Source organism: Micromonospora sp. CP22, assembly GCF_009712475.1.
Taxonomy (GTDB): Bacteria; Actinomycetota; Actinomycetes; order Mycobacteriales; family Micromonosporaceae; genus Micromonospora.
This window is the reverse complement of the sequence record NZ_VCJO01000003.1, coordinates 412,451-437,901: the sequence shown is the minus strand read 5'-3', so window position 1 is coordinate 437,901 and position 25,451 is coordinate 412,451. Positions and strand designations below refer to the sequence as shown.

The 25,451-nt window shown below is 71.9% G+C and carries 24 protein-coding genes and 1 pseudogene; 14 read left to right on the top strand and 11 right to left on the bottom strand.

Annotated elements, in window-relative coordinates; all coding sequences use genetic code 11:
• Window positions 1-4: 4 nt before the first annotated feature.
• The 3 genes from leuD (at window position 5) to FF096_RS07945 (ending at window position 3,398) form a co-directional block, all read left to right on the top strand.
• On the top strand, window positions 5-592 hold the full coding sequence (gene leuD, locus FF096_RS07955; RefSeq protein ID WP_155215802.1) for a 3-isopropylmalate dehydratase small subunit: 588 nt from the start codon (window positions 5-7) through the stop codon (window positions 590-592).
• Between the two features lie 172 nt (window positions 593-764).
• Window positions 765-1,379 (top strand): HU family DNA-binding protein, encoded by a 615-nt coding sequence (locus FF096_RS07950; protein ID WP_309222928.1) that lies wholly within the window; start codon window positions 765-767, stop codon window positions 1,377-1,379.
• Window positions 1,380-1,526: 147 nt separating this feature from the next.
• Complete coding sequence (locus FF096_RS07945; protein ID WP_155215800.1) at window positions 1,527-3,398, top strand: endonuclease/exonuclease/phosphatase family protein; 1,872 nt, start codon at window positions 1,527-1,529, stop codon at window positions 3,396-3,398.
• Window positions 3,399-3,403: 5 nt separating this feature from the next.
• Here the strand turns inward: FF096_RS07945 and FF096_RS07940 are convergent, their stop codons facing one another.
• The 4 genes and pseudogenes from FF096_RS07940 to cofC all read right to left on the bottom strand — a co-directional run bounded on the left by FF096_RS07940 (window position 3,404) and on the right by cofC (window position 7,558).
• On the bottom strand, window positions 3,404-4,282 hold the full coding sequence (locus FF096_RS07940; protein ID WP_309222884.1) for an NUDIX hydrolase: 879 nt from the start codon (window positions 4,280-4,282) through the stop codon (window positions 3,404-3,406).
• A 125-nt stretch (window positions 4,283-4,407) separates the two neighbouring features.
• Window positions 4,408-6,573 (bottom strand): annotated as a pseudogene (locus tag FF096_RS07935) (RNA degradosome polyphosphate kinase); the annotation flags it as partial.
• Between the two features lie 104 nt (window positions 6,574-6,677).
• On the bottom strand, window positions 6,678-6,875 hold the full coding sequence (locus FF096_RS07930; protein WP_155215796.1) for a cold-shock protein: 198 nt from the start codon (window positions 6,873-6,875) through the stop codon (window positions 6,678-6,680).
• A 41-nt stretch (window positions 6,876-6,916) separates the two neighbouring features.
• Window positions 6,917-7,558: a 2-phospho-L-lactate guanylyltransferase gene (cofC, locus tag FF096_RS07925; RefSeq protein WP_309222882.1), complete on the bottom strand. Its 642-nt coding sequence runs from the start codon at window positions 7,556-7,558 to the stop codon at window positions 6,917-6,919.
• A gap of 130 nt (window positions 7,559-7,688) precedes the next feature.
• On the opposite strand from cofC, the gene FF096_RS07920 reads away from it, so the two are divergent.
• The 5 genes from FF096_RS07920 (at window position 7,689) to FF096_RS07900 (ending at window position 12,564) form a co-directional block, all read left to right on the top strand.
• Entirely contained in the window at window positions 7,689-8,426 is a 738-nt protein-coding gene (locus tag FF096_RS07920; protein ID WP_309222881.1) for a lysophospholipid acyltransferase family protein, read from the top strand.
• Window positions 8,427-8,502: 76 nt separating this feature from the next.
• Window positions 8,503-9,501: an NAD(P)H-dependent glycerol-3-phosphate dehydrogenase gene (locus FF096_RS07915; RefSeq protein ID WP_309222880.1), complete on the top strand. Its 999-nt coding sequence runs from the start codon at window positions 8,503-8,505 to the stop codon at window positions 9,499-9,501.
• Between the two features lie 2 nt (window positions 9,502-9,503).
• Window positions 9,504-10,664, top strand: a complete 1,161-nt coding sequence (locus FF096_RS07910) for a cystathionine gamma-lyase (protein ID WP_155215793.1) — start codon at window positions 9,504-9,506, stop codon at window positions 10,662-10,664.
• Complete coding sequence (locus FF096_RS07905; protein WP_155215791.1) at window positions 10,664-11,485, top strand: putative protein N(5)-glutamine methyltransferase; 822 nt, start codon at window positions 10,664-10,666, stop codon at window positions 11,483-11,485. The genes FF096_RS07910 and FF096_RS07905 overlap by 1 nt, the downstream gene beginning before the upstream one ends.
• Window positions 11,486-11,523: 38 nt before the next feature.
• A complete protein-coding gene (locus FF096_RS07900) occupies window positions 11,524-12,564 on the top strand; it encodes an ROK family protein (protein WP_309222879.1) in 1,041 nt (346 codons plus the stop codon).
• An 88-nt stretch (window positions 12,565-12,652) separates the two neighbouring features.
• Here the strand turns inward: FF096_RS07900 and FF096_RS07895 are convergent, their stop codons facing one another.
• Both FF096_RS07895 and FF096_RS07890 read right to left on the bottom strand, forming a co-directional pair.
• Entirely contained in the window at window positions 12,653-12,853 is a 201-nt protein-coding gene (locus tag FF096_RS07895; RefSeq protein WP_155215789.1) for a DUF397 domain-containing protein, read from the bottom strand.
• Between the two features lie 4 nt (window positions 12,854-12,857).
• Window positions 12,858-13,703: a helix-turn-helix transcriptional regulator gene (locus FF096_RS07890; RefSeq protein WP_155215787.1), complete on the bottom strand. Its 846-nt coding sequence runs from the start codon at window positions 13,701-13,703 to the stop codon at window positions 12,858-12,860.
• A 275-nt stretch (window positions 13,704-13,978) separates the two neighbouring features.
• Between FF096_RS07890 and FF096_RS07885 the strand changes: the two genes are divergently transcribed.
• Window positions 13,979-14,215 carry a hypothetical protein gene (locus FF096_RS07885; protein ID WP_155215785.1) on the top strand — a complete coding sequence of 79 codons (237 nt, stop codon included), beginning with the start codon at window positions 13,979-13,981 and terminating at the stop codon, window positions 14,213-14,215.
• A gap of 154 nt (window positions 14,216-14,369) precedes the next feature.
• A complete protein-coding gene (locus FF096_RS07880) occupies window positions 14,370-15,476 on the top strand; it encodes a D-alanine--D-alanine ligase family protein (protein WP_309222878.1) in 1,107 nt (368 codons plus the stop codon).
• A 66-nt stretch (window positions 15,477-15,542) separates the two neighbouring features.
• On the opposite strand, the gene FF096_RS07875 is transcribed toward FF096_RS07880, so the two are convergent.
• Both FF096_RS07875 and FF096_RS07870 read right to left on the bottom strand, forming a co-directional pair.
• On the bottom strand, window positions 15,543-16,151 hold the full coding sequence (locus FF096_RS07875) for a DUF3515 family protein (protein WP_309222877.1): 609 nt from the start codon (window positions 16,149-16,151) through the stop codon (window positions 15,543-15,545).
• 12 nt (window positions 16,152-16,163) lie between these two features.
• Complete coding sequence (locus FF096_RS07870) at window positions 16,164-16,397, bottom strand: Lrp/AsnC ligand binding domain-containing protein (protein ID WP_309222876.1); 234 nt, start codon at window positions 16,395-16,397, stop codon at window positions 16,164-16,166.
• 164 nt (window positions 16,398-16,561) lie between these two features.
• On the opposite strand from FF096_RS07870, the gene FF096_RS07865 reads away from it, so the two are divergent.
• The gene (locus tag FF096_RS07865) at window positions 16,562-17,500 is read left to right on the top strand and encodes a thiamine-phosphate kinase (protein WP_309222875.1); all 939 of its coding nucleotides are present in this window, start codon (window positions 16,562-16,564) and stop codon (window positions 17,498-17,500) included.
• A gap of 49 nt (window positions 17,501-17,549) precedes the next feature.
• Entirely contained in the window at window positions 17,550-18,008 is a 459-nt protein-coding gene (locus FF096_RS07860) for a GNAT family N-acetyltransferase (protein WP_309222874.1), read from the top strand.
• Between the two features lie 87 nt (window positions 18,009-18,095).
• Here FF096_RS07860 and rpmB read toward each other — a convergent pair whose 3' ends face one another.
• On the bottom strand, window positions 18,096-18,287 hold the full coding sequence (gene rpmB / locus FF096_RS07855) for a 50S ribosomal protein L28 (RefSeq protein ID WP_093401721.1): 192 nt from the start codon (window positions 18,285-18,287) through the stop codon (window positions 18,096-18,098).
• A 219-nt stretch (window positions 18,288-18,506) separates the two neighbouring features.
• On the opposite strand from rpmB, the gene FF096_RS07850 reads away from it, so the two are divergent.
• Entirely contained in the window at window positions 18,507-20,108 is a 1,602-nt protein-coding gene (locus FF096_RS07850) for a DAK2 domain-containing protein (protein WP_309222873.1), read from the top strand.
• Window positions 20,105-22,309 carry an ATP-dependent DNA helicase RecG gene (gene recG, locus FF096_RS07845; protein WP_155215781.1) on the top strand — a complete coding sequence of 735 codons (2,205 nt, stop codon included), beginning with the start codon at window positions 20,105-20,107 and terminating at the stop codon, window positions 22,307-22,309. The genes FF096_RS07850 and recG overlap by 4 nt, the downstream gene beginning before the upstream one ends.
• Window positions 22,310-22,424: 115 nt before the next feature.
• Here recG and FF096_RS07840 read toward each other — a convergent pair whose 3' ends face one another.
• Both FF096_RS07840 and FF096_RS07835 read right to left on the bottom strand, forming a co-directional pair.
• The gene (locus FF096_RS07840; protein ID WP_309222872.1) at window positions 22,425-23,927 is read right to left on the bottom strand and encodes a cell wall anchor protein; all 1,503 of its coding nucleotides are present in this window, start codon (window positions 23,925-23,927) and stop codon (window positions 22,425-22,427) included.
• Window positions 23,928-24,301: 374 nt separating this feature from the next.
• Complete coding sequence (locus tag FF096_RS07835; protein WP_196222480.1) at window positions 24,302-25,273, bottom strand: LPXTG cell wall anchor domain-containing protein; 972 nt, start codon at window positions 25,271-25,273, stop codon at window positions 24,302-24,304.
• Window positions 25,274-25,451: the final 178 nt, after the last annotated feature.

The window sequence follows — 25,451 nt, the reverse complement described above, 5'->3', positions numbered from 1 at the left end:
ACAGATGGACAAGTTCACCGTGCACACCGGCACCGCCCTGCCGCTGCGTCGGTCCGACGTGGACACCGATCAGATCATTCCCGCCGTGTACCTCAAGCGGGTGACTCGTACCGGATTCGCCGACGGACTGTTCAGCGCGTGGCGTGAGGACCCGGCATTCGTACTCAATGATCAAGCCTATTCGGGGGCGTCGATTTTGGTCGCCGGTCCCGAGTTCGGCACCGGATCGTCGCGGGAGCACGCCGTCTGGGCGTTGCGCGACTACGGCTTCCGAGTGGTGATCTCGCCGCGCTTCGGTGACATCTTCCGTGGGAACGCACTCAAGGAAGGGTTGCTCCCGGTCGAGCTGGAATTGAAAGCCGTCGAAGAGATCTGGCGTCTGGTCGAGGCGGAACCGACCACCGAGGTGGTCGTCGACCTGACCGCCCGCGAGGTACGGATCGGCACCGCAAACTGGTCGTTCCCGCTCGACGACTTCAGCCGATGGCGGCTGATGGAGGGCTTGGACGACATTGGACTCACCCTCCGACACGAGGACCGGATCAGCGCCTACGAGGCCCGCCGACCGGCCTTCCTGCCCCGGGTCGCGTAGCCCGACCGCCCGATCCAGAGCCGTTTTCGCCCCCGCCGGTGCCACCGGCGGGGGCGAATCCGTTACGACACAAGGGCTTTTTTCCACCGAATGTTTGTGTCCCGCCAGCACAGGGCATACCGTGCGCGCAGAATGGCTCGCGTCGAGTCAGTTGCACAATCAGGAGGAAGTCGTGAACAAGGCCGAGCTCATCGAGGCGCTCGCCGTTCGCCTGGGGGACCGGAAAACGGCGACGGCCGCGCTCGACGCGGTCCTCGCTGAGGTCCAGGCGGCGGTCACCAAGGGCGAGAAAGTGGCGATCACCGGTTTCGGAGCGTTCGAGAAGCGGGTGCGCGGCGCACGAACAGCCCGGAACCCGCGTACGGGGGAGGCAGTGAAGGTCAAGAAGACCTCCGTGCCGACGTTCCGCCCCGGCGCCGGGTTCAAGGAGATGGTGGCCAGCGGCAAGGTGCCGAAGGCCACCGCTGCGGCGAAGAAGACCGTCGGGGCCACCGCCAAGACCACCGGTGCCAAGGCGACCACGGCGAAGAAGACGACCGCGGCGAGAAGCACCGCAGCCAAGAAGACCACGGCGAGCAAGACCGCGCCGGCCAGGAAGACCACCGCGACCAAGGCGACCAAGACGACTGCCAAGGCCGCTCCGGCGAAGAAGGCCGCGACGAAGAAGACCACCGCGGCGAAGAAGACCACCACGGCGAGCAAGGCGACAGCGGCCCGCAAGACCGCGACCGCCAAGAAGGCCCCGGCGAAGAAGGCGCCGGCCAGGAAGGCGACGACCCGGCGCTGAGCCGGTCGTACGACGAGGGCGTCCGCCAGTCGGCGGGCGCCCTCGCCATGTGCCCACCCGACGGGTAACCCCGTCGCGGAACCGTTGACCGGCACCGGGCAGGGCCAGCAGAATCGCCGCACCACCCCTCGGCGGAAAGAGAACCTGTTGCGTCAGCGTCGTCTCGGCACCGTCGCCCTGGCCCTGGGAATCGTCGTCCTGACCGACGTGCTGCGGGTCTTCCTGCCGTCGGTCATCACCATCTTCGGGCAGGCCGCGTCCACCCCGGCCGAGTTGCTCGGCGCGTTCGCGCTCGGCTGGTTCGTGGTGGCGTTCGCCGCCCCGTTCCTCGTGGCGCGGGTCGGTGCCGACGTCGTCGGTGCCACCGCGGTGCTGCTCCTCGGTGTCTCCCGGCTCACCCTCACCGCCGCGCCGGGCGGCCGGGCCCAACTCTGGCTGGCCAGCGCCGGTCTGCTCGCCGGTCTGATCTGGCTGGCCGCCACCGCCGTCCGGGTCGCGCATCCGGTTCCCGGGTTGGCGTTGGGGCTGACCGCGAGCGCGCTGGGGCACGCGCTGCTCGGCACGTACGACCTGGTGTGGTGGCAGTGGTGGCCGGCGTGGGTGGCCAGCGTGGCGCTCGTGGCGGCGTTGCTGGCCGCCGAGGTCACCTTCGGTCGCACCCGTGACGGCGACACCCCGTCGGTCGGACCGGCCTGGTTGCTGGTCGGACCGACGCTGCTGCTCGGCGGGATGCTCGCGCTGTCACCGGCGGTCGCGGGCGTCGCGATGTCGTACTGGTACGGCGAGGCCGGCACCGCCGGGCCGCCGCTGTTCGCGCTGGCACCGCTGGGTGTCGCCGCACCACTGTTCCTGTTCGGCGCGCTGACCGCGCCGCGGCACCGGTGGCGGACGGTGCCGCCGGTACTGCTGCTGGTCGGGGTCCTGCTGAACGGATTCGGCCCACCGACGCTGCTCACCCTCGCCGTGCTGCTCAGCGCCGCAGGGCTGGGTGGTTGCCTCGGCCTGGTCGGTGCGGCGTCGCCGGTCGCCCGCAGCGGGGCGGCGTACGCGGTCGTGGGCGGCATGCTCGTCTTCGCCGTCGCCTCGGTGCTGTACTACGCCGCCTACGACCTCGGTTACCCCAACCAGTGGCTGCCGGCCGTGGTGGCCGCCCTGATCGTGGTGGTCGCGATGCGGGTCAACCCCGCCGCCGAGCGGTCGCCGCAGCTGCCGTCCACGCGTTCCGTGCGGTGGTACGCGGCGCTGGCCGCCCTCGTCGCCTTCGCCGCCGCCGTGCTGCACGGACCGTGGCTCACGGCGACCAATCGGGACGGGCCGCCGGAGCAGGTCCGGTTGGTGGCGTACAACATCCGGATGGGCTTCGGCCTCGACGGCCGCTTCGATCCCAGGGCACTGCACCGGGCGATCGGCCGAGCCGACGTGGTGGTGCTCAGCGAGGTCGACCGGGGCTGGCTGCTCAACGGCGGCCACGACACCCTGGAACTGCTCGCCGCCCGGCTGGGGATGCCGTACGTTTTCGCGCCCGCCGCCGACCCGCTGTGGGGGGACGCGGTGCTCAGCCGCTGGCCGGTGCAGCGGGCACGTACCCGTGCCCTACCGGCGGTGGGTGCGCCCACCGGAGCGCAGGCGCTCGGCGTCACCGTCGACTTCAGTGACGGCGTACGCCTGGCCGTGGTGAGCACCCATCTGCAACCGCCGCCCGGCACGGACCCGGTGGTGCAGGCCCGCGCCGTCGCGGACTTCGCCACCGAGTACGCCGACGGCGCACCGCTGGTGGTCGCCGGTGACCTCAACACCGAGCCGGGCGATCCGGCGTTCACCGCGTTCGCCGGTGCCGGGTTGGTCGACGCGCTGGCCTCGGCCCGCCCGCTGCCGACCAGCCCGGCGGACGACCCGCGTGAGCAGATCGACCACGTCTTCGTCTCGGCCGACCTGGTCGCCTCCGACGCGGTCGCGGTGCCGGGCACCGCCAGCGACCACCTGCCGGTCGCCGTCACCCTCACCCTGCCCGCAAGCTGATCGGGTCAGAGGCGGTCGGCGGCGACGAGGTGGCCACCGGTGAAGGCGAGCAGCCAGCCGCCGCCCTTGCCGGTGGCGTAGTCACCGCACCGCCCCGCCAACCGTTCCAAAGCACCGGGAATCACCGCGCCCTGGCTGCACAACGCCGACGCTTCGCCTGCGGCGGCCAGCTCGGCCATGCGCGCGGCGGCGGCCAGCACGCGTTCGTCGGGCTGCTGGCCGGCGCTCGGCTCGTCCAGGTCGCCGCAGACCTCGATCGGCAGGTCCAGCAACGCGGCAGCCGGGTCGAGGGTCTGCACGCACCGGCGTGGCGACGCGGAGAGCAACCGGGCCGGGCGGATCAGCCCGATCAGCGGTGCCAGCGCGTGTGCCTCGGACCAGCCACGGGCGTCCAGTGGTCGGCCGGTGTCCGGGCCGGGCCAGCCCAGCCGGTTACCGGCGTGGCCGTGCCGGACCAGCATCAGGGTCGTGGTGACCGGCGGCAGCGCCGCGAACGCGGCGAGCACCTCCACGTCGTGCGGGTAGCTGACCAGGGTCATCGCCTCGTCGACGGGCAACCACCGGACCTCGTCGACCTCCGTGTCGGGCTGGAATCCGCCGGTGCCCACCGCCCGCATCGTCCAGTAGTCGACCACCTTGAACCGGCCTTCGCTGCGGTACCGCACCGACGGCAGCCGCAGTTGCGGCGCGGCCTGCGCGTCAGTCTCCTCGGCCACCTCCCGAACGGCGGCGAGCAGCGGGTGCTCGCCCGGCTCCAGCTTGCCCTTCGGCAGCGTCCAGTCGCCGTACCGGGGCCGGTGCACCAGACACACCTCGACGTCGTCGGTGTCCGCCGGTCGCCACACCACGCCGCCGGCGGCCCGGATCTCGGTCACCCCGGCCACCGGGAGCGACCTCGCCGGACACGCGAGACCGGCACGGCGGGGGACAGGTCGGGTGACCACCCCGCGACCCGCACCGTGAACGCCCGTTTCTCCTCGACCACCCGCTCAGCCTATTACCGCCGAGCTCAACCGGCCGTGCTGCCGACATGACGCAGCAGCAGGTGTTGCAGGTGACTCGGGGCGTGCCCCGGTCGGCCCGGGTGGCGGGTCCAGCTGCCGTCGCCGGCCAACTCGAACGCGTCCACCTCCGGGCTCATCGCGCTGCTGAGGACATGGTCCAGCTCGGCTCGGGCCACCGGGTCGGTCACCTGGACCAGCGCCTCCACCCGGCGATCCAGGTTGCGGTGCATCAGGTCGGCGGAGCCGATCCAGAACTCGCCGTCGCCGTTGTTGCCGAACCGGAAGATCCGGGAGTGTTCCAGGAAGCGGCCGAGGATCGAACGCACCCGGATGTTCTCCGACAGCCCGGGTACCCCCGGCCGCAACGTGCACATGCCCCGGATGATCAGGTCGACGTGTACGCCGGCCTGCGAGGCCCGGTACAGCGCGTCGGTGATCTCCTCGTCGACCAGCGCGTTCACCTTGAACTGGACGAGTCCCGGCATGCCCAGCCGGACCTGGGCGACCTCTCGCCCGATCCGTTCGATCAGGCCACGACGGATGCCCTGCGGCGCCACCAGCAGCCGCCGGTACGCGGTCTGCCGGCTGTAGCCGGTGAGCACGTTGAACAGGTCGGTCAGGTCGGCACCGATCTCGGGATCGGCGGTGAGCATGCCGAAGTCCTCGTAGAGCCGTGCGGTCTTCGGGTGGTAGTTGCCGGTGCCGATGTGGCAGTAGCGGCGGATCTGGTTGCCCTCCTGCCGTACCACCAGGGCCGTCTTGCAGTGGGTCTTGAGACCGACCAGGCCGTAGACGACGTGGCAGCCGGCCCGTTCCAGGGTGCGGGCCCAGCCGATGTTGGCCACCTCGTCGAAGCGGGCCTTCAACTCGACCAGCACCACCACCTGTTTGCCGGCGGCGGCGGCGTCGACCAGCGCGTCCACGATCGGTGAGTCGCCACTGGTGCGGTAGAGCGTCTGCTTGATGGCCAGCACGTTCGGGTCTGCGGCGGCCTGCTCGATGAACCGTTGCACGCTGGTGGCGAAGGAGTGGTACGGGTGGTGTACCAGCACGTCGCCGTCGCGCAGGGTGGCGAAGACGCTGCGCGGCACCTCGCCCTCGACGAGCCGGGGGTGGGTGGCCGGGACGAACGGCGGATCCTTCAGATCCGGCCGGTCGGCCTCGCCGTACAGCTGCCACAGCGCGGAGAGATCCAGCAGGCCACGGACCCGCAACACGTCCTGGGCGTCCATGTCCAGTTCCCGGACGAGCAACTCCAGCATGTGGTCGGAGATCGAGTCGGCCACCTCCAGCCGCACCGGCGGGCCGAAACGGCGGCGGGCCAGTTCCCGTTCCAGCGCTTGGAGCAGGTCCTCGTCCCGGTCCTCGTCGACCTCCACCTCGGCGTTGCGGGTGACCCGGAACAGGTGGCACTCGACCACCTGCATGCCGGAGAAGAGCTGACCGAGGTGCACCGAGATGAGGTCCTCCACCGGCAGCATCCGGACCCCGGGCCCGTCCCGGTCGACCCGGACGAAGCGGGGCACGTTGTTGGGGACCTTCACCCGGGCGAACAGCTCCGGCCCGCCGTCCGGGTCGCGTACCGCGACGGCCAGGTTGAGCGATCGACCCGAGATGTACGGGAACGGGTGGGCCGGGTCGACCGCCAGCGGGGTGAGCACCGGGAAGATCTTCTCCCGGAAGTAGGTGCGCAGCCGTTCCCGCTCGGCGTCGTCGAGGTCGGACCAGCACAACACCTGGATGTCCTCGGCGGCGAGCTTCGGCAGCAGGTCGTCGACGTAACAGGTGGCCTGTCGGGTCACCAGGGCGGCGGCCCGTTCCGCGATCAGCGCCAGCTGGGTCCGCAGCGGCAGCCCGTCGCCACCCCGGACGGGTAGGCCGGCAGAGAGCCGGCGCTTCAGCCCGGCCACCCGCACCATGTAGAACTCGTCCAGGTTGCTGGCGAAGATGGCCAGGAACTTGGCCCGCTCCAGCAGTGGGGTGCGATGGTCCTCGGCCAGGGCGAGCACCCGGGCGTTGAAGTCGAGCCAGGACAGCTCCCGGTTGAGGAAGCGGTCCGCGGGCAGCGGCGGGACGGATTCCGGTTCGTCGGTGGGCGGAGGCAGGCCCGCCCCGGAGACCGGGTCCAGCACCTCCTCCAGGCCCGCGGAGTCGGCCGCCGCGTCGCTGCCGCCGACGGTGTCGGCGGCCGGGCTGGTGGAACGTTCGCGAGGGGTGCTCACCAGTTCATAATCACCCGAACAGAGTTAACGCCGAACGAACTTGGAGTGGGTAGTCAGGACATCGTCGGCAGCGTGACGCGTACGACGGTGCCGGAGGCGTCGGTTTCCACGCGTACCCGCTGGCCGAGGCGGAGCAGGCGTAGCCCGGAGGCGTCGAACGCCGGGGCCGGGAAGGGTAGTTCGGTGCCGTCGTCCAGCAGCAGCAGCCCGCTGCGGGTAGCCGCGTCGAAGGTCGCCACCGTGCCCTGCATGCCAGCACCGTACCGCGCTCGGCCGGTCCCGCTCCACGAGGTCAGGTGGACGAGGATTCGCTGAGGCGACCGGCGACCAGCGCCGTGGTGCGCGGCCCGAGCCCGAGCCGCGCCGCGGCGGCCAGGTCGTCGGCGGTGTCCACGTCGCGCCGCAGGCTGGGCCAGTCGCCGGTGAGCGGGTGCGCGCCGCTCGCCGAGTGCGCGGCGGCCGAACCCGGCCCGAAGCGTGGGTCCAGTGGCACGCCCGGCGGTGCCGCCAGCAGCACGGTGCCGGTGCCCGGGGCGTCGGCCACGAACCGGCGTAGCCCCGGCTGCCCGGTCGTCGTCTTGTGCAGCGCCGCCGCCAACTCGGCCGGTCGCAGGGCGGGCAGGTCGGCGGTGAGCCCGGCCACCCACCCGGCGACACCGGCCGCGCCGTGCCGGAAGGCGGCGTTGAGCCCGGCGTCCGCGACGTCCGGCAGCACCCTGGCACCCCCGGAACGGGCCATGTCGGCGACCCGGACGTCGTCGGTGACCACCAGCACCTCGGCCACCGCCGGGCAGGCCCGCACCGCCGCCAGGGTGTCGGTGGCCAGGGCCAGGGCGAGGTCCTGATGGGGTACGCCCGGCAGCCCGCCACGCAGCCGGCTCTTCGCGGCTGCCAGGCGCTTGACCGGCACCACCACCGTCCAGGACTGCGTCACGCCTGCCATCCTGCCAGCCGGGCGGCGGTACCCTCACTGGCCCGTACCGGGGGCGAGCAGGCATGATTTCGGCTGCGAACCTCACCGGTTTCCTCCGGTGGGTGGGTCGGGGCGGGCACGAGGAGGCACGGTGGGGCGTCGGAAGCTGGGATTCTGGCAGTGGGTCGCCGTGGTGCTGGTGAAGCCGGTACTGACCGTTTGGACACGGCGTACCTGGCGAGGCATGGAGCACCTGAGGCAGGACGGTCCGGTGATCATCGTGCCGAACCACATCTCGCACGCCGATCCGCTGGTCTGCGCCCACTTCGTCTACGACGCCGGGCGGTGGCCACAGTTCCTCGGCAAGGCGAGCGTGTTCAAGGTGCCGGTGCTCGGCCGGATCCTGCACTGGTGTCGGCAGATTCCGGTCGAGCGGGGCACGGTCGACGCGGTGAAGTCGCTGGACGCCCTGGTCGCGGCGCTCAACGAGGGTGGAGCTGTGATCATCTACCCGGAGGGGACCATCAGCCGCGAACCGGACCTGTGGCCGATGAAGGGTAAGACCGGGGCCGCCCGGCTGGCGTTGGCCACGGGTGCCCCGGTGGTGCCGGTGGCGATGTGGGGGCCGGAGCGGATCTTCGATCCGCGCACCACCCGGATCAACCTGCGGCCCAGGATCCCGGTGACCGTGGTGGCCGGGCCGCCGATCGACCTGAGCCGCTGGGCCGGTGCCACCCCGACCCGGCAGGTGCTGGAGGAGATGACCGACGTGATCATGCTGCGGCTGCGGGACACGCTCGCCGAGATCCGGGGCGGGACACCACCGCCGCTGTGGCAGCGTCCCACCCGCTCGCAGACCGACCGCCAACGCCCGGAGAAGACGGTATGAGCGAGCGTCAGCGAGTGAATCATCGGTGCGGTGCGGTGGGGCCTCACGACGACGCCGACCGCAGGGAGGCGGCGGCGTGAACGGGCATGTGGCGGTGCTGGGGGCCGGGTCGTGGGGTACGGCGTTCGCGAAGATCCTCGCCGACGCGGGCCGGGACGTGACGCTCTGGGCGCGACGACAGTCGATCGCCGACGTGATCCGCGTCGAGCGACGTAATCCGGAGTACCTGCCCGGGGTGGTGTTGCCGGAGCGGATCACCGGAACCGGCGACCCCGTCGAAGCGATCACGGGTGCCGAGATGGTGGTGCTGGCGGTGCCGTCGCAGACCCTGCGCGGCAACCTCGCCGAGTGGGTCGAGCACCTGCATCCCGAGGCGACCCTGGTGTCGTTGATGAAGGGCATCGAACTCGGCACCACCAAGCGGATGAGCGAGGTGATCGTCGAGACCGCCAAGGTCGCGGCGGACCGGGTGGTGGTGGTCTCCGGCCCCAACCTGGCACCGGAGATCGCCGCGGAGCAACCCGCGGCCACCGTCGTCGCCTGTACCGATTCCGACCGGGCGACGCTGGTGCAGCGGTCGATCACCACGCCGTACTTCCGCCCGTACACCAACGACGACGTGATCGGTTGTGAGCTGGGCGGGGCGGTGAAGAACGTGATCGCCCTGGCGTACGGCATCGCCACGGCGATGGGCTTCGGACACAACACCCGGGCCATGCTGGTCACCCGAGGGCTGGCCGAGACCGCCCGGCTCGGGGTCGCCCTCGGCGCGGATCCGCTCACCTTCGCGGGCCTGGCCGGGATGGGTGATCTGGTGGCCTCCTGCTCGTCGCCGTCGGCCCGTAACCGCACCTTCGGCGAGCACCTCGGCCGGGGCGCGACCCTCGAAGAGGCACGGGTGGCCACCCGGCAGACCGCCGAGGGGGTGAAGAGCGCGCTGGCGATCCGGGATCTGGCCCGCGCGCACGGAGTGGAGATGCCGATTACCGAGCAGGTCGAGCTGGTCTGCCACGAGGGGGTGGATCCCCGGTTGGCGGTCCAGGCCCTGATGAGCCGCACCACGAAGCCGGAGTGAGCATGGCGGACGAGTACCGATGGCTCTCCCCGGAGCAGCACGAGCAGGCGTTCCCGGGGCACGGGGACGGCACCCGGTGCGTACACGCCGGTCTGCCCGAGCCCACCCCCGGCGCGCCGTTCCTGCCCGGGCCGGTGCTCGCCGCGCCGTACCACCTCGACCCGTGGCAGGGGCCGGAGGCGTCCCCGAACGGGTACGGACGCCCGGACAACCCGACCCGTCGGCTGCTGGAGGCCGCGATCGGCGAGCTTGAGGGCGGCGACTGCCGGGTCTTCGCCAGCGGACAGGCGGCGATAACCGGGCTGCTGCTGGCGGTGCTGCGGGCGGGGAACACGGTGGTGCTGCCCGCCGACGGGTACTTCCCGGTGCGTGCGTTCGCCACCGACACGCTCGCCGGCAACGACGTACGGGTGCTGTTCGCGCCGACCGCCGGGCCGTACCCACCGTTCGACGGGGTACGGCTGGTGTTGGTGGAGACGCCCGCGAACCCGGGACTCGACGTCGTCGACCTGCCGGCGCTGGCCGAGCGGGTGCACGCCGCCGGAGCCCTGCTGGCCGTGGACAACACCACCGCCACCCCGCTCGGGCAGCGTCCGCTCGACCTCGGGGCGGACGTGGTCGTGGCCTCCGGTACCAAGGCACTGACCGGGCACTCCGATCTGCTGCTCGGCTACCTCGCCACCCGGTCGCCGGACCTGTTGTCGACGCTGACCGCCTGGCGTACCGCCACGGGTGCGGTTCCCGGCGCCTTCGACGCCTGGCTGGCCCACCGGTCGTTGGCCACCCTAGACCTGCGCCTGGCCCGGCAGACGGCGAACGCCGAGGCGCTGGCCCGGCTGCTGGCCGGGCGCGCCGACGTCACCGGGCTGCGCTGGCCGGGCCTGCCGGACGATCCGTCGTATCCGGTGGCGGCGCGACAGCTGCGGCGGATTCCGGGCGTGCTCTCCTTCGATCTCGGCAGCGCCGAGCGGGTCGCCCGCTTCCTCGACGCGGCCCGGCTGGTCGCCGCGGCGACCTCCTTCGGCGGCCTGCACACCACCGCCGACCGGCGGGCGCAGTGGGGCGACGACACCGCGCCAGGGTTCGTCCGACTCTCCTGCGGGGTGGAAGACACCGCCGACCTGGTCGCCGATGTCACGGCCGCGCTGGACGCCGCCGCCTGATGGGATCGCCGGTCTCCCCGGTCGGGTACGACGTCGTGGTCACCCGGCTGCGGCGGGCCGGCTGCGTGTGGGCCGAGGAGGAGGCCCGCCTGCTCGTGGCGGCGGGCGGCGGCCCGCAGCGGCTGGCGGAACTGGTCGATCGGCGGGTCGCCGGTGAGCCCCTGGAGTACCTGCTGGGCTGGGCGGCGTTCTGCGGCGAGCGGATCGACGTCGACCCGGGTGTCTTCGTGCCCCGGGCGCGTACCGCCCTGTTGGTCACCGCCGCCGTCCGGGTGACCGGGCCGGGGGCGACCGTGGTGGAACTGTGCTGCGGCTCGGGTGCGATCAGCCGCGTGTTGGCGCGGCGGCTCACCGCGCCCCGGCTGGTCGCCGCGGTCGACACGGACCCGGTGGCGGTGGCCTGTGCCCGCCGCAACCTGGCCGCCCTGGGCGTACCGGTGCTCGCCGGTGACCTCTTCGAGCCGCTGTCGGCTGCCTGGCAGGGTCGGCTCGACCTGGTCGTGGCGAACGCCCCGTACGTGCCGACGGCGGCGATGGCCCTGCTACCGCCGGAGGCACGCCGGTACGAGTCCCCGGTGGCGCTCGACGGTGGGCCGGACGGTTTGGCGGTGCTGCGCCGACTGGCCGCTGCCGCGCCGACCTGGCTCGCACCCGGTGGGCATCTGGTGGTGGAGGTGGGCCGAGGTCAGGTGGAGCAGTTCCGGGTGGTGTTGACCGAGGCCGGACTGGTGCCGTCGGTGGTCTGTGACGACGCGTCGGGCGCGGCCGCCATGGTGGGCCGGTGCCCGGTCGACGTGGCGGGTCGACCGTACGAGAACTAGCCTCACGTCAGGTTGGGGCGGCGGGAGGCGGAACTCGGGTGGACAGCGCAACGGTGGTCGTCGGGATCGACAACGGTGGCACGGCCAACAACGCCACGGTGCTCACGCTTGACGGGCGGTTCCTGGTCGACCGCCTGGTGGAGACGCCGAGCCGGGTGCAGGACGGGCCCGAGGCGGCGGTGGCGGCGATGGCGGACGCCTTCGACGGCGTGCTGGCCCTCACGGGGGTGCCGCGCGCTCGGGTCGCCGCCGTGGGTCTGGACACTCCCGGCCCGGCCAGCGCCAGCGGCGTCATCTCGTCGAAGGGGTCCACGAACTTCTCCCAGCCGGCCTGGCGCGGCTACGACGTGCGGGGCGCCCTCGAACGTCGGTTGGGCTTGCGGGTGGTCTACCACAACGACGGCAACGCGGCCGCGCTCTACGCCCACCACGTCCACTTCGGGCCCGACGCGGCGCGGCGCTCGTCGGTGTCGGCGATCGTCGGTACCGGGCTGGGTGGTGGCGTGGTCGAGAACGGCCGGGTCGTCGCCGGGGCGGCGGGCATGGCCGGTGAGCTGGGGCACGTGCACATCCCGATGACCACCGTGCTGGCGGCGGGGCAGCCGGTGCCGACCTGCGCCTGCGGTTTCGCCGGTGACGTCGAGAGTGTCGTGTCGCTCACCGCGATCGAGCACAACCTGCTGCCGTACTGGCTGACCAACTTTCCGGGGCATCCGTTGGCCGGTGAGGAACCGGGCCGGGCGGCGAAACTGGTACGCGGTTACGGGGAGCGCGGTGACGAACTCGCCCGGGAGATCTTCGCCCAGCAGGCGAGGGCGCTCGGTGCTCTGTTCACCATCGCGGCGAACTTCACCGATCCGCACGCGTACTTCGTCGGCGGTGGGGTGGTGGAGACGGACGCGGAGTTCCGCGACTGGTTCCTGGCCGCCGTGCGGGAACACACCAGGCTCCGTGCGGAGCAGGCCGCCCTGGCCACTTTCGCGGTGGTGCCCGACCGCGACATGGCCGGCGCGCGGGGGGTGGCGCTGGCCGCGCTGGAAGCGATCCGGACGGCACCTTCGCCGTCGGCCGGCGACTGAGCCTTCGGTAGCCGGAGGGGCTGACCGGGCCGGCGGTGCCCTTACCGGCCCGGTCAGCGGCACTGGGGGTGCGGTTTGCTCCGGGGGCTCAGCGGGTCGGTGGAGCCTGGGCGAAGGTGGTCCACGCCGACGGCGGGAAGATCAGCAGCGGGCCGTGCGGGTCCTTGGAGTCGCGTACGGCGACCGTGCCGGGAGCGACCGCCACCTCGACGCAGGCGCCCTCGTCGCCGCTGTGGCTGCTCTTGCGCCACCCGGTCACGGTCACCACCGCGTTGGTCGTCGGTGTCATCGCATTACCGTCCCTTCAGGAGTTGGAAGATTGCCTCGCGGCTGGCCGTCGGGCTGAGTGCGACGGTGCGCAGGTGCTCCATGATCTTGGTGCAGGTACGCAGCTCGCCGGGACGGTCGAGGATCATCTGCCCGGCCACCGTCTCCACGGAGGCGATGATCGGGTCCTCCGGGTCGGCGAATTCGAGGATGTGCAGTGAGCCCCGGGTGCCCCGGTGGTAGCCGGCGGCCAGCGGGATCACCTGGACCGTGATGTTCGGCAGCTCGCTCATCTTGAGCAGGTGGCTCAGCTGGCCCTGCTGCGCGGAGTGGTCACCGACCGGGCGGAGCAGGGCGGCCTCGTCGAGGATCGCGTCGAAGATCGGCGGCTCATCCTCGAAGATGCGCTGCTGCCGGTCCAGCCGCATGCGCACCCGTTCCTCGACGTCGCTGTCGCTGAGGGTGTGTGGCCCGCCGCGCATCACGCCGCGGATGTAGTCGGCGGTCTGCAACAGCCCCGGCACCACCGACGGCTCGAAGTTGGCGATGGCGACCGCCTCGGCCTCCAGCGCGATGAAGTCGATGGTGCGCCGGTCGAGCAGGTACGAGTAGGACACCCACCAGCCCGGCTTGCGCGCGTCCTTGGCGAGCTCGACAGCGGCGGCGACCTCTTCCGCCGAGACACCGTAGAGGGTGAGCAGGGCCCGCACGGTGGCCGGACTGACCAGGGTCTGCGCGTTCTCGTAGCGGGAGAGGGTGCTACGGGTGCTGTTGATCTCGTCGGCTGCGGTCTCCAGGGTGAGGCCGGCGGCCTCCCGATGGTGGCGCAGGGCGATGCCCAGCCGACGGGCGCGGGCTGTCTTCGGAGCCATGCATAGATGGTCGCATGTATTTGGGAATCTGTACATGAGAGAACGCCAGTGAGAGTTGCATTCACGCCTGTGGAGGTGTCAATCTGTTAACGCGTCCTCACCGCCGGTTGTCGTGGCGACGGTGGTGGTGAGCGACCGGAGGGGATGGGGCGCGCGGCGGTCGGGTTTTCCCCCGTACCTGACCGCCGCGTGCCGCGCCAGTTGGTCGGCCACCGGAAGGGAATCGACGTGCGAACTGGTCAGCGGATTTTCGGCGAGCGCCGGGACGGCCGGCGATGACACGGTTTCTGGTGGTGCTGACCGACGTCCGCCCGTACGAGGTGGAGGGTCGTAACGAGCGGCTGGCACCCGAGCGTCGCCGTCAGGTGGTTGGTGCGAGCAGCCGCGAGGCAGCCGAGCGGATCGCCGGGGCCTTCATGGCGCTGGGCATGGTGCGGGCCGGTCGGCAGCGGGTCAAGGTGCTCGCCATCGGTCGACGGCACGCGTACGGCGAACGGGAGCTGGCGGGCTGACTCAGCCGACGCTGTGCGATTACGTTCCGTATAGCACCGATTGACCGTTTGCGGCTGACGCGCGTTGCCGCAGGGTATCGGCTACCCGTACCCGCCACGCACAGTAAGGTCATCCGGGAGAGCGCCAGCAGTGCGTCCCGGAAAGGTGACCGCAGTGACCACCCCAGGCAAGACCCGCGTGGCGATCGTCTTCGGCGGCCGCAGCCCGGAACACGGCATCTCGTGCGTCAGTGCCGGCAGCGTGCTCGGCGCGCTCGACCCGGACGAGTTCGAGGTGGTGCCGGTGGGTATCACCCGGGCCGGCCAGTGGGTGCTCACCAGCGACGACCCGGGCCGGTTGGCGATCAACGCCCGACGGCTGCCGGAGATCACCGCGGAATCCGGCACCGACGTCGTGCTGCGGGCCGACCCCACCGGCGGCGGGCTGCTCGTGCTCGACCCGGCCGAGGGCCCCCGGGCGCTCGCCGACGTGGACGTGGTCTTCCCGGTGCTGCACGGCGCCTACGGTGAGGACGGCACCATCCAGGGCATGCTGGAGATGGCCGGCATCCCGTACGTCGGCGCGAAGGTGTTCGCCTCGGCCGCCGCGATGGACAAGGAGTTCACCAAGAAGCTCTGCGTCGCCGAGGGGATCCCGGTCGGCCCGTACGCGGTGCTGCGCAGCGGCATGACGTTGAGCGAGGCGGACCGGCAACGTCTGGGCCTGCCGGTCTTCGTCAAGCCCTCCCGGGCCGGGTCCTCCTTCGGCATCACCAAGGTCAACGACTGGGCGGATCTCGACGCGGCCGTCGCCACCGCCCGGGAGATCGACAGCAAGGTGCTGGTCGAGGGGGCCATCGTCGGTCGGGAAATCGAGTGCGGCGTGCTGGAGGGCGAGGCCGGTGGCGCGCCGGAGGCGTCGGTTCTCGCCGAGGTCCGGGTGGTCGGGGACTACGACTTCTACGACTTCGAGGCCAAGTACATCGACGCCGAGGACGCCTGCGAGTACGACATCCCGGCCGATCTGCCGGAGTCGGTCACCCGGCAGGTACGCGACTACGCCGTACGCGCCTTCACCGCGCTGGACTGTGCCGGTCTGGCCCGCGTCGACTTCTTCGTCACGCCCGACCTCGACGTGTACCTCAACGAGATCAACACGATGCCCGGCTTCACGCCGACGTCGATGTTCCCGAGGATGTGGGCGGCGGCCGGGCTGGAGTACCCGAAGCTGGTCGATCGGCTCATCCGTACCGCGCTGACCCGGGGGACCGGGCAGTACTGACCCTCGCCCCGGGCGGCGCGTGGCCGGTGCCGCAGGAGGGCCGCCGGGTGGTGCCGTGCCGGTGCCTCAGGAGGTGCAGCCGGCCGGCGCCGAGTCGGACGACGGGACCGACTCGACGATGGTGGCGGAGACCGGGGAGGCCCACTGCAACGCCTCGCCGTAGAAGTGCGGCACCCGCAGGGTCACCGGGGTCTCCCGGTCGACGGTGGTCAGCTCCGTGGCGTCGGGCCCTTCCACCGCGAACCAGCAGACCGAGTTCACCAGGTAGAGGTGGTCGTCGCGCTCCAACGTGGGCTCGTCACCGCCGCAGGCGATGGTGATCGCCGGGTCGCCGTACGCGGCGTTCTGCTCCGGCCCGGCGCTGACCGGCCGTTGCGGCAGGTCGCGGTACGAGTCGGGCAGCTGCGACAACAGCGCGCGGCAGACGACGGCCGGACGTTCGGCAAGCTGCGGCGCGGCCATCTCGACCGGCGCGGTGGAGACCGGACCGGGCGTGGTCGCCGACGGTTGCGGCGCGGCGGCCGGTTCGTCCGGCGAGAGGTTGCCCAGCGCCAGCGCTCCCACCAGCAGGGCCACCGGCACCGCCACCGCCGTGGCGATCAGAGCCGCGCTGCGGTTGGTACGGTCGGCTGCCGGCGTCTCCGGGCGGTCGGCCTGGGCGACAGAGGATCCCACGTGCTCGTCCACTTACAGGTGCACCACCGAACAGGTGAGGGTGCGGGTGATCCCGGGCACCATCTGCACGTTGCTGACGATGAGCTTGCCGAGTTCGTCGACGGTGTTCGCCTCGGTGAGCACGACCACGTCGTACGGCCCGGTGACCGCATCGACCCGGACCACGCCGGTGAGATCCGCGATGTGCCCGGCCACGTCACGTGCTTTGCCGACCTCTGTCTGGATGAGGATGTACGCCTGTACCACGCTCGACCTCCCTCCCGTCGCCGCCGCCAGGCGGCCCGAAGGGAGAAAGTACCTTACGGACCAGGGCAGATCCCTATCGGTGGCCAAGGAGAAGCAGTGAGCGAGTGCAGTATCAGGCTCAGCGCGGGGGCGTTTCACGGCCTGCGGCGCAGCGGGGTGTCGGCGTGAGCGTCGCGGGTGTCGGGGAGTTCGGGCTGATCGACCGGGTGACCGCCCGGCTGTCGTACGGCGCAACGGTGCTGCTGGGACCCGGTGACGACGCCGCGCTGGTCGCCGCGCCGGACGCCCGGGTGGTCGCCACCACCGACGTGCTGGTCGAGGGGCGGCACTTCCGCCGGGACTGGTCCGGTGCACACGACATCGGTCGGCGGGCCGCGGCGGCGAATCTCGCGGACGTGGCCGCCATGGGTGCCGAACCGACTGCCCTGCTGGTGGCGCTCTGCGTACCGGCGGACGTGGACACCGACTGGATGGAGGCACTCGCCGACGGGATCGGCGCCGAGGCGGCCGGTGTCGGGGCCAGCGTGGTGGGCGGGGACATGTCCGCCAGTCCCACGCTGACCATCGCGGTCACCGCACTCGGTGACCTGGGCGGTCGGTCACCGGTGACCCGGGCCGGTGCCCGCCCCGGAGACCTGCTCGCCCTGGCCGGTCGCACCGGGCACGCGGCGGCCGGGTTCACCGTGCTCTCCCGTGGCTTCCGTACGCCCCGGCTGCTGGTCGAGGCGTACCGGCGGCCGGAGGTGCCGTACTCGGCCGGACCGCAGGCCGCCCGGCTCGGTGCCACCGCCATGATCGACGTCTCGGACGGGTTGCTCGCCGACCTCGGGCACGTGGCGAAGGCCAGCGGTGTGGCCGTCGACATCGCCCGGGACGCCTTCGAGGTGCCGTCGCCGATGCGTGACGCCGCGCAGGCGCTCGGCGTCGACCCGTACGCCTGGCTGCTGGCCGGGGGCGACGACCACGCGTTGGCCGCGACGTTCCCCCCGGCGACGGCCCTGCCGCCGGGGTGGCGGCAGATCGGCCGGGTCGCCGAGGGCTCCGGTGTGACGGTGGATGGCCGACCGTTCGACGGCCCGCCCGGATGGGACCATTTCCGCTGATCGCAGGCCACCCGGCGGTGCCTGGTCGACCGGGTCGTACCCTGCACGGGTGCACGAGATCGAAATCCACGAGGTGCCGTTCGACTCCCCGGTGGCCCAGCGGTTGATCACCGCTACCCTGGCCGACCTAGCGTCCCGGTACGGCGGCAGCGGCGACGAGACGCCGATCGACGCGAGCGAGTTCGTACCACCGGCCGGGGCCTTCCTGGTGGCCCGGCTCGACGGGCAGCCGGTGGGGTGCGGCGGCTGGCGCAGTCACGGCGACGACGCCGAGTTGAAGCGGATGTACACCGCGCCGGAGGCCCGGGGACGAGGGGTGGCGCGGACGCTGTTGGCGGCCATCGAACGCTCGGCTCGTGAGCACGGCCGCCGACGGCTCATCCTGGAGTGCGGCGACCGGCAGCCGGAGGCGATCGCGCTGTACAAGGCGGCCGGCTACGAGCGGATCCCCAACTTCGGCTTCTACGCCGACGAGCCCGGCTGCCTGTCGTTCGGCCGCACCCTCTGAGCGGCCGAACCGGCTGCGGACACGACAACACCGGCGGGCCCAGCTGGGCCCGCCGGTGAGACGGTCGTGATTCCTGCTGCTACCGCGTCAGGCGCGGGCGACCTTGCCGGCCTTGATGCAGGAGGTGCAGACCTTCAGCTTCTTGGTCGTGCCGCCACCGGCCGGGGTGCGCACCGACTGGATGTTCGGGTTCCAGCGGCGGTTGGTCCGCCGGTGCGAGTGGGACACGTTGTGGCCGAAGCCCGGCCCCTTGCCACAGACGTCACACACGCTAGCCACGGGATACTCCTGGGATTGAAACGTTCATGAAGTCGCCGCCAGGCGCAGCCCGGGCAACCTGGCCAGGGTACCCGATAGGGGAACCGGCCGCCCAACCGGGCTCGGTCGCCGTCACCACGCAAGACCCGGGCGGGACGAGCGGGTGCGCGCGGGCGAACCGGCCGAAGCGGGACCGCCCGGTGCCGGGCAACTGTCAGCGTACGCCAGTAGGCTGCCACCGTGCTGGACACCCTTGACGCCGCCGCTGTGCGCCGCTGGTGCGCCAGCGGTCTGGCCACGCTCAAGCAGCACCAGGGTGAGATCGACGAGCTGAACGTCTACCCGGTGCCCGACGGTGACACCGGCACCAACCTGGTGCTCACCCTCACCTCCGCGCAGCAGGCGCTCGCGATGGATCTCGACACCCGCGCCGACGGCACCTCGACCGCGCACGGGCACGCGCTGCGCCTGATGGCCCGCGGTGCCCTGCTCGGCGCGCGGGGCAACTCCGGGGTGATCGTGGCGCAGATCCTGCGCGGTCTCGCCGACGCCCTGGCCGGCGAGCCGCAGGTACGGGGTCGGACGCTGGCCGTGGCGCTGCGCACGGCGACCGATGCGGCGTACGCGGCGGTCGCCCGCCCGGTGGAGGGCACCCTGCTCTCCGTGGTCTCCGCGGCGGCCGACGCGGCCGAGCAGGCGGACAGTGACGAGCTGCGCGTGGTGGCCCGGGCCGCGGCGAACGCCGCGGCCACCGCACTGGCCCGCACCCCCGAGCAGTTGCCGGCGCTGGCCCGCGCCGGGGTGGTCGACGCCGGTGGTCAGGGGCTGTGTCTGCTGCTGGACGCGCTGGTCGAGGTGGTCACGGGGGAGAGCCCGGAGCGGCCCGCACCCAGCCCGGCGCCGGACCGACCGCCACTGGCCGTCGCCCGCGAGACCGGCTCGGAGGAGTACGCCTACGAGGTGCAGTTCCTGCTCGACGCCGAGCCCGCTGCGGTGGAGCGGATGCGGGAGTCGCTGGCCGCGCTCGGCGATTCCCTGGTGATCGTCGGCGACGCGGGCACCTGGCAGGTCCACGTGCACGTCAACGACGTCGGCGCGGCCATCGAGGCGGGCGTGGTCGCCGGCCGACCGCACCAGATCTCGGTGACCCGCTTCGCCGACCAGCCGGAGCCCGCACCGCCCCGGTTGTCCGACGGGCGGGCCGCCGTGGTGGTGGCCGCCGGTGCCGGGATCGCCGAGCTGCTCGCCGCCGAGGGGGCCGTGGTGGTGCCCGGCAACCCGTCGGTCGGTGAGCTGTTGGACGCGGTACGCGCCACCGGCGCGGCTCGGGTGGTGGTGCTGCCCAACGACCCGGACGCCCAGGCGGTGGCGAACCAGGTCGTCGAGGAGACACACCGGCTGGGGGTGGAGGTCGCCGTGGTGCCGACCCGTTCACCGGTGCAGGCGCTGGCGGCGCTGGCCGTACGCGATCCACGGCGACGCTTCGCCGACGACGTGATCGCGATGGCCGAGGCGGCTGGCGCCTGCCGGTACGCCGAGGTGTGCCGAGCCAGCCGCGAGGCGCTCACCGTCGCCGGTCCGTGCCGTGCCGGCGACGTGCTCGCCCTGGTCGAGGGGGAGGTGAACCTGATCGGTGCCGACCTGGTGGAGACCTCTGTCGAACTGGTCGACCGGATGCTCGGCGGTGGTGGTGAACTGGTCACCCTGCTCGTCGGTGCCGACGCGCCGGCCGGGCTGGTCGACGCGGTCCGCGCGCACCTCGCGGCCCACTGGCCCTTCGTCGAGGTGCAGGTGTATCCGGGCGGGCAGCCGCACCATCCGCTGCTGGTCGGTGTCGAATGACCGCAGCACCGTCCGACCTGGACACCCCGCTGAAGAAGCTGGTCGGTGAGAAGACCGCCAAGGCGCTCGCCAGCCACCTCGACCTGCACACCGCCGGTGACCTTCTCTACCACTTCCCCCGCCGCTACGACGAGCGCGGCGAGCACACCGACATCCGCTCGCTGGACGTCGGTGAACAGGTCACCGTGCTGGCCCAGGTGCAGCGCACCGCCGTACGCCCGATGCGTCAGCGCCGGGGCAACCTGCTGGAGGTGACCGTCGGCGACGGCTCCGGCGGCAGCCTCACCCTCACCTTCTTCGGTAACCAGGCGTGGCGCGAGCGGGAACTGCGGCCCGGCCGGTGGGGGCTGTTCGCCGGGAAGGTCACCGAGTTCCGGGGCCGGCGGCAGCTCAACGGGCCGGAGTACGTCCTGCTGGGCGAGCAGACCGACACCGAGGCGGCGGCCAGCGAGCAGATCGAGGAGTTCGCGGGCGCGCTCATTCCGGTCTACCCGGCGGCTGCGGCGGTGCCCACCTGGGTGATCGCCCGCTGCGTACGGGTGGTGTTGGACACCGTGGCGCCGCCGGAGGATCCGCTGCCGGCCACGGTGCGGGCCAGCCGGAACCTGGTCGGCCTCGGCACCGCCCTACGGGAGATCCACCGGCCGTCCAGCCGGGAGGAGCTGTACCGGGCCCGTCGGCGACTGAAGTGGGACGAGGCGTTCGCGGTGCAGGTGACCCTGGTCCGCCGCAAGCGTGACGCCGCCGCCTCGCCCGCCCGTCCCCGTCCCGCGCGCTCGGGTGGCCTGCTGGATGCGTTCGACGCCCGGCTGCCGTACGAGCTGACCGCCGGTCAGCGCGACGTCGGTGGTGAGATCGCCGCCGACCTGGCCACCGGTCATCCGATGCACCGCCTGTTGCAGGGCGAGGTCGGCTCCGGCAAGACCGTGGTGGCGCTGCGGGCGATGCTCCAGGTGGTCGACGCGGGTGGGCAGGCCGCTCTGCTGGCCCCGACCGAGGTGCTTGCCGCCCAACACCACCGGGGCATGCTCGACCTGCTCGGCCCGCTCGCGCAGGCCGGTGAGCTGGGTGCCGCCGAACACGCCACCCGGGTGGAGTTGGTCACCGGTTCACTGGGCGCGGCGGCTCGACGCCGGGCGTTGGCCGAGGTCGCCAGCGGGGCGGCCGGCATCGTGCTCGGCACCCATGCCCTGCTCTACGAGGGGGTCGACTTCGCCGACCTCGGTCTGGTCGTGGTCGACGAACAGCACCGGTTCGGGGTCGAGCAGCGGGACGCGTTGCGGGCCAAGGCGGAGCAGCCGCCGCACGTGCTCGTGATGACCGCCACCCCTATCCCTCGTACGGTGGCCATGACCGTCTACGGCGATCTGGAGATCTCCACCCTGTCCCAGTTGCCGCGCGGTCGTTCACCGATCGCCTCGCACGTGGTGCCGGCCGCCGAGAAACCCGCGTTCCTCGATCGCGCCTGGCGTCGGCTGCGTGAGGAGGTCGACGCGGGCCACCAGGCGTACGTGGTCTGTCCCCGGATCGGCGACGACATGTCCGGCACCGACGAGGAGCCGCCGGCGGTCGACGACAACGGGCGCCGGCCGCCGCTCGCGGTGACCGAGGTGGCGCCGTTGCTGGCCGACGGGCCGCTGCACGGTCTGCGGATCGGTGTGCTGCACGGCCGGCTGCCCGCCGACGAGAAGGACGCGGTGATGCGGGCCTTCGCCGCCGGGAAGCTCGACGTACTGGTGGCCACCACGGTGGTCGAGGTGGGCGTGGACGTGCCCAACGCGACGATGATGGTGGTGTTGGACGCCGACCGGTTCGGCGTCTCGCAGCTGCACCAGTTGCGGGGTCGGGTGGGCCGGGGCAGCGCCCCCGGGCTCTGCCTGCTGGTGACCGAGGCGGCCGAGGGGACCGGGGCGCGGGAGCGACTGGACGCGGTGGCCTCCACCACCGACGGTTTCAAGCTCGCCGAGCTGGATCTGGAGCAGCGCCGGGAGGGCGACGTGCTGGGCGCGGCACAGTCCGGCCGCCGTTCGCACCTGCGCCTGCTGTCGTTGTTGCGCGACGCGGACCTGATCCGGGACGCGCGGGCGGAGGCGATCGCGCTGATCGAGGAGGATCCGGAGCTGGTCCGACACCCGGCGCTCGCGGCCTCGGTCGCCGCGCTGGTCGACGCCGATCGCGCCGAGTACCTCGAAAAGGGCTGACTGCCTCCGTCCGCTGGTCCACGGTTCGGCCCGCTCCGGTCGCCCGGTGCCGACAGACGAACCGCCCCGGTCACCCGTGGTACGGGGCGACCGGGGCGGACCGGCTCAGCTCAGGTCAGGCGGTGAAGTGGATCCGCCGCCGCCGTGCCATCACGAACAGCACCGCGCCCAGCGCCAGCAGGGCGATCGCACCGGCGGCGATGCCACCGGCCGCGGCACCGGTCACCGGCAGGCCCGGGGGCTCCTCGCCGCCGCCACCGCCGCCGCAGCCCTCGGGCGCGTAGACGACCTCAAGCTCCAGGCCCAGTTCCGGCAGGACGACCAGCGCCGTCTCCTCGTCACCGGCCGGGAAGCTGACCTTCTCGGCCGAGCCCGGGGCGACGGTACGGGTCTCGGTCTTGTCGCCGTAGGTGAACTCCACCTTCACCGGCATGCCACCCTCCGGGTTCGAGGCGGTCAGCCCGAAGGTCTCGCAGTCCGCGTCGGCGGTCACCGTCGGCAGCGGGCACTCCTCGGGACGCTCCCAGGAGTACGTGCCGTTCTCGATGACCTTGCCCTCGACCAGGACCTCGATCTTGCCGGCGTGCTCGGCGGGCACCACAGTCTCGTTGTCCGCCTTGCCCGGCTCCACGGTGACCTTCTTGGACCAGCCGTTCTCGCCCCGCACCTCGAACTCGACCGGGTACTTGGAGATCGAGCCGTCGTTGCTCAGTGAGACGGTGACGGTGCCGTCGCAGGCGGAGGCGAAGGTGGACGCGGGGGTGGTGCAGTTCTTGCTGCCACCGTTGTACCAACCCTGCGGACCCGACGAGCGGTTGCCCGGAGCGCTCTTCTCGCCCAGCTTCTTGGAGCCGTAGCGGGGGCCGTCCTCGACCAGCGGGTCGATGACCTCGTCGACGCCGCCCCAGATCAGGTCGACCTGGGTGTGGCAGTCCGGCACACCGACGTTCAGCTCGATCTCGGTCTGGCCGGCGCCGAGGAAGTCGCTGTCCGGCTCGCCGAAGACGTACTGCGGGGTGGCGAACTGCGGGCGCGGAGCGAAGTACGAAACCAGGGTGAAGTACTGCTTCGCGTCGCCGCACAGCGGCAGGTCACCGTCCAGCTTGACCGTCGCGGTGCCCTTCGGGCCGTCGAAGGTGTGGCTGTACTTCGCCTGGCTGGCGTCGACACACTTCGGCGCGGGGTTGCAGGCGGCGTCGGCGGCGAGGTTGATGCTGCCCTCGTTCGTCTTCTCCCGCTTGTTGTCCCAGCGGGCCTCGACGACGAGCTTGGCGCTCGTGGTCGCGCCCGGCACCCGCTGCACGGCCTGGACGGAGCCGTTTCGGGGGATCGCCACACCCTGAAGGTCGACGGAATCGGCACCCGGGACGAGCACCGTGACGGGGGTCGACGGCTCGGCGGTCACCTTCTTGACGGTGGCGGCGGTATTCCGCTCGCTGTTGACCACCTTCCACGTGATCACCCGCTCGCCGCTGAGCTGGTCACAAACGGCGGTGGCGGTGATGGTGGTGTGGTGGGCGGCGGCCGGGGTTGCCGCCACTGCTGCGCCGGTCATGCCGATGAGGGCGGCTGCCAGGACAGCCAGCGGTCGCCGCAGCGACAGCTTGGGTCGGATCACGCGTACTCCCGGGGTGAAAGAGCGTCTGGGTCGGCGCGGGCGGGACGGACGGCGCTGGCGGCACGTTGCCGCGCCTGGGGGGTGCCTCCCGTGCCGATGGCCGGCGGCGAAGACGCCGCACCGGGCAGACCCTAGCGAGATCGTGAGAACCGAAACAGCCCTCAGCAGGCCTTAAGCATGATGTTATGAATGCGAGATCATTGATATACGGTGAGTGAACACCTGGCGGCTTTACGCATCGATGTCCACTTTAGAGGTGACCTGTCCGGGAAACTGGACCGGCTCTGCGGACTGGCGACGATCCGGATCGAAGCCGCCGAGGGCGCGTCGACCAGCAGGTCGACGCGCCCTCGGATCAGGTCGGTTCAGCAGGATCAGGCGGTGAAGCGCACCCGACGTCGGCGGGTCACCACGAACAGCGCCGCGCCAGCGGCCAGCAGCACAGCGGCGCCGGCGATGATGCCGCCGGTGGCGGCACCGGTGACCGGCAGGCCGCCGCCTCCGCCGTTGCCGCAGCCCTCAGGCTGCTCCCAGGCCACCGACTCGCCCTCGACGGTGCCGTCCTCGTCCTCGTAGCTGGGCGTGACGACCAGACCGGGGTACGCGTCGAAGGTGACCGAGGTGGTCTCGCCCGGCACCGCTTCCAGCGTCTTGGTCGCGCCCTTCTCCGAGGTCAGGGTGATCGAGAACGGGACGCCGTCGGCCGGGTTGTTGATCAGGAAGGTCAGCTCGTCGCAGGTCTCGGTGAGCTCGAAGGTCGGCTCACCGGGCTCCGGCACCACCGGCTCGCCGGTCGGCGTCGGGGTCGGCTCCGGGCTCTCGCTCGGCTCGGGGCTCTCGGTGGGCTCCGGGCTTTCGCTCGGCTCGGGGCTCTCGGTGGGCTCGGGGCTCTCGCTCGGCTCCGGGCTCTCGCTGGGCTCCGGCGTCGGCTCGGGCTCCGCGCACTTGCCGACGATCCGGGCCTTACCGGTCTGGGTGTTGGTGACCGTGTTCCGGTTCTTCTTCCAGACCGCCTTGACGGTCAGGTGGGCCTGCTGGCCGCCCGGCACGATCTGCTCGCCGACCAGCGCGCCCTCGCCCGCCTTCGGCACCTCGGCGCCGACGACGATGTTGGTGACCGGGGCGCCGGAGGGCGTCTGCACGGCGGCCACCGTGGCGACCCAGTGCCGCTCGCTGTTGGTGACGGTCCACTCGACCTTGACGGTGCCGTCCGTCAGTTTGCAGCCGACACCTTTGATGATGGGGTGGTGAGCGCTAGCCGGGGCGGCGACGGCGGCAACACCGGCGAGGCCGATCAGCACACCAGCGGCGGCTGCCGCGACGCGCCGGAAGTTCAGACGGTTCACGTCTACTCCTGAGTGGGGGAACCGGAAGCATCGTCGGCGACGGACAGGCCGATCCGTTCCGACACCCGGCAGACATTAGCGATCAGGCTTGGTCGGCCATAGTTTTCATGCGGAGCTAAGGATGATGTTGTTAATCCGTGATCTCCCATATACGGAAGGTCTTCGGATGGGTGCGGAG

Bases quoted from the DNA above. Each gene is read 5' to 3' on its own strand.
- FF096_RS07885 (WP_155215785.1), top strand. From the start codon at position 13,979: ATGACACGGTTTCTGGTGGTGCTGACCGACGTCCGCCCGTACGAGGTG.
- FF096_RS07910 (WP_155215793.1), top strand. From the start codon at position 9,504: ATGGCGGACGAGTACCGATGGCTCTCCCCGGAGCAGCACGAGCAGGCG.
- FF096_RS07905 (WP_155215791.1), top strand. From the start codon at position 10,664: ATGGGATCGCCGGTCTCCCCGGTCGGGTACGACGTCGTGGTCACCCGG.
- FF096_RS07890 (WP_155215787.1), bottom strand. From the start codon at position 13,703: ATGGCTCCGAAGACAGCCCGCGCCCGTCGGCTGGGCATCGCCCTGCGC.
- FF096_RS07895 (WP_155215789.1), bottom strand. From the start codon at position 12,853: ATGACACCGACGACCAACGCGGTGGTGACCGTGACCGGGTGGCGCAAG.
- recG (WP_155215781.1), top strand. From the start codon at position 20,105: ATGACCGCAGCACCGTCCGACCTGGACACCCCGCTGAAGAAGCTGGTC.
- FF096_RS07930 (WP_155215796.1), bottom strand. From the start codon at position 6,875: ATGCAGGGCACGGTGGCGACCTTCGACGCGGCTACCCGCAGCGGGCTG.
- leuD (WP_155215802.1), top strand. From the start codon at position 5: ATGGACAAGTTCACCGTGCACACCGGCACCGCCCTGCCGCTGCGTCGG.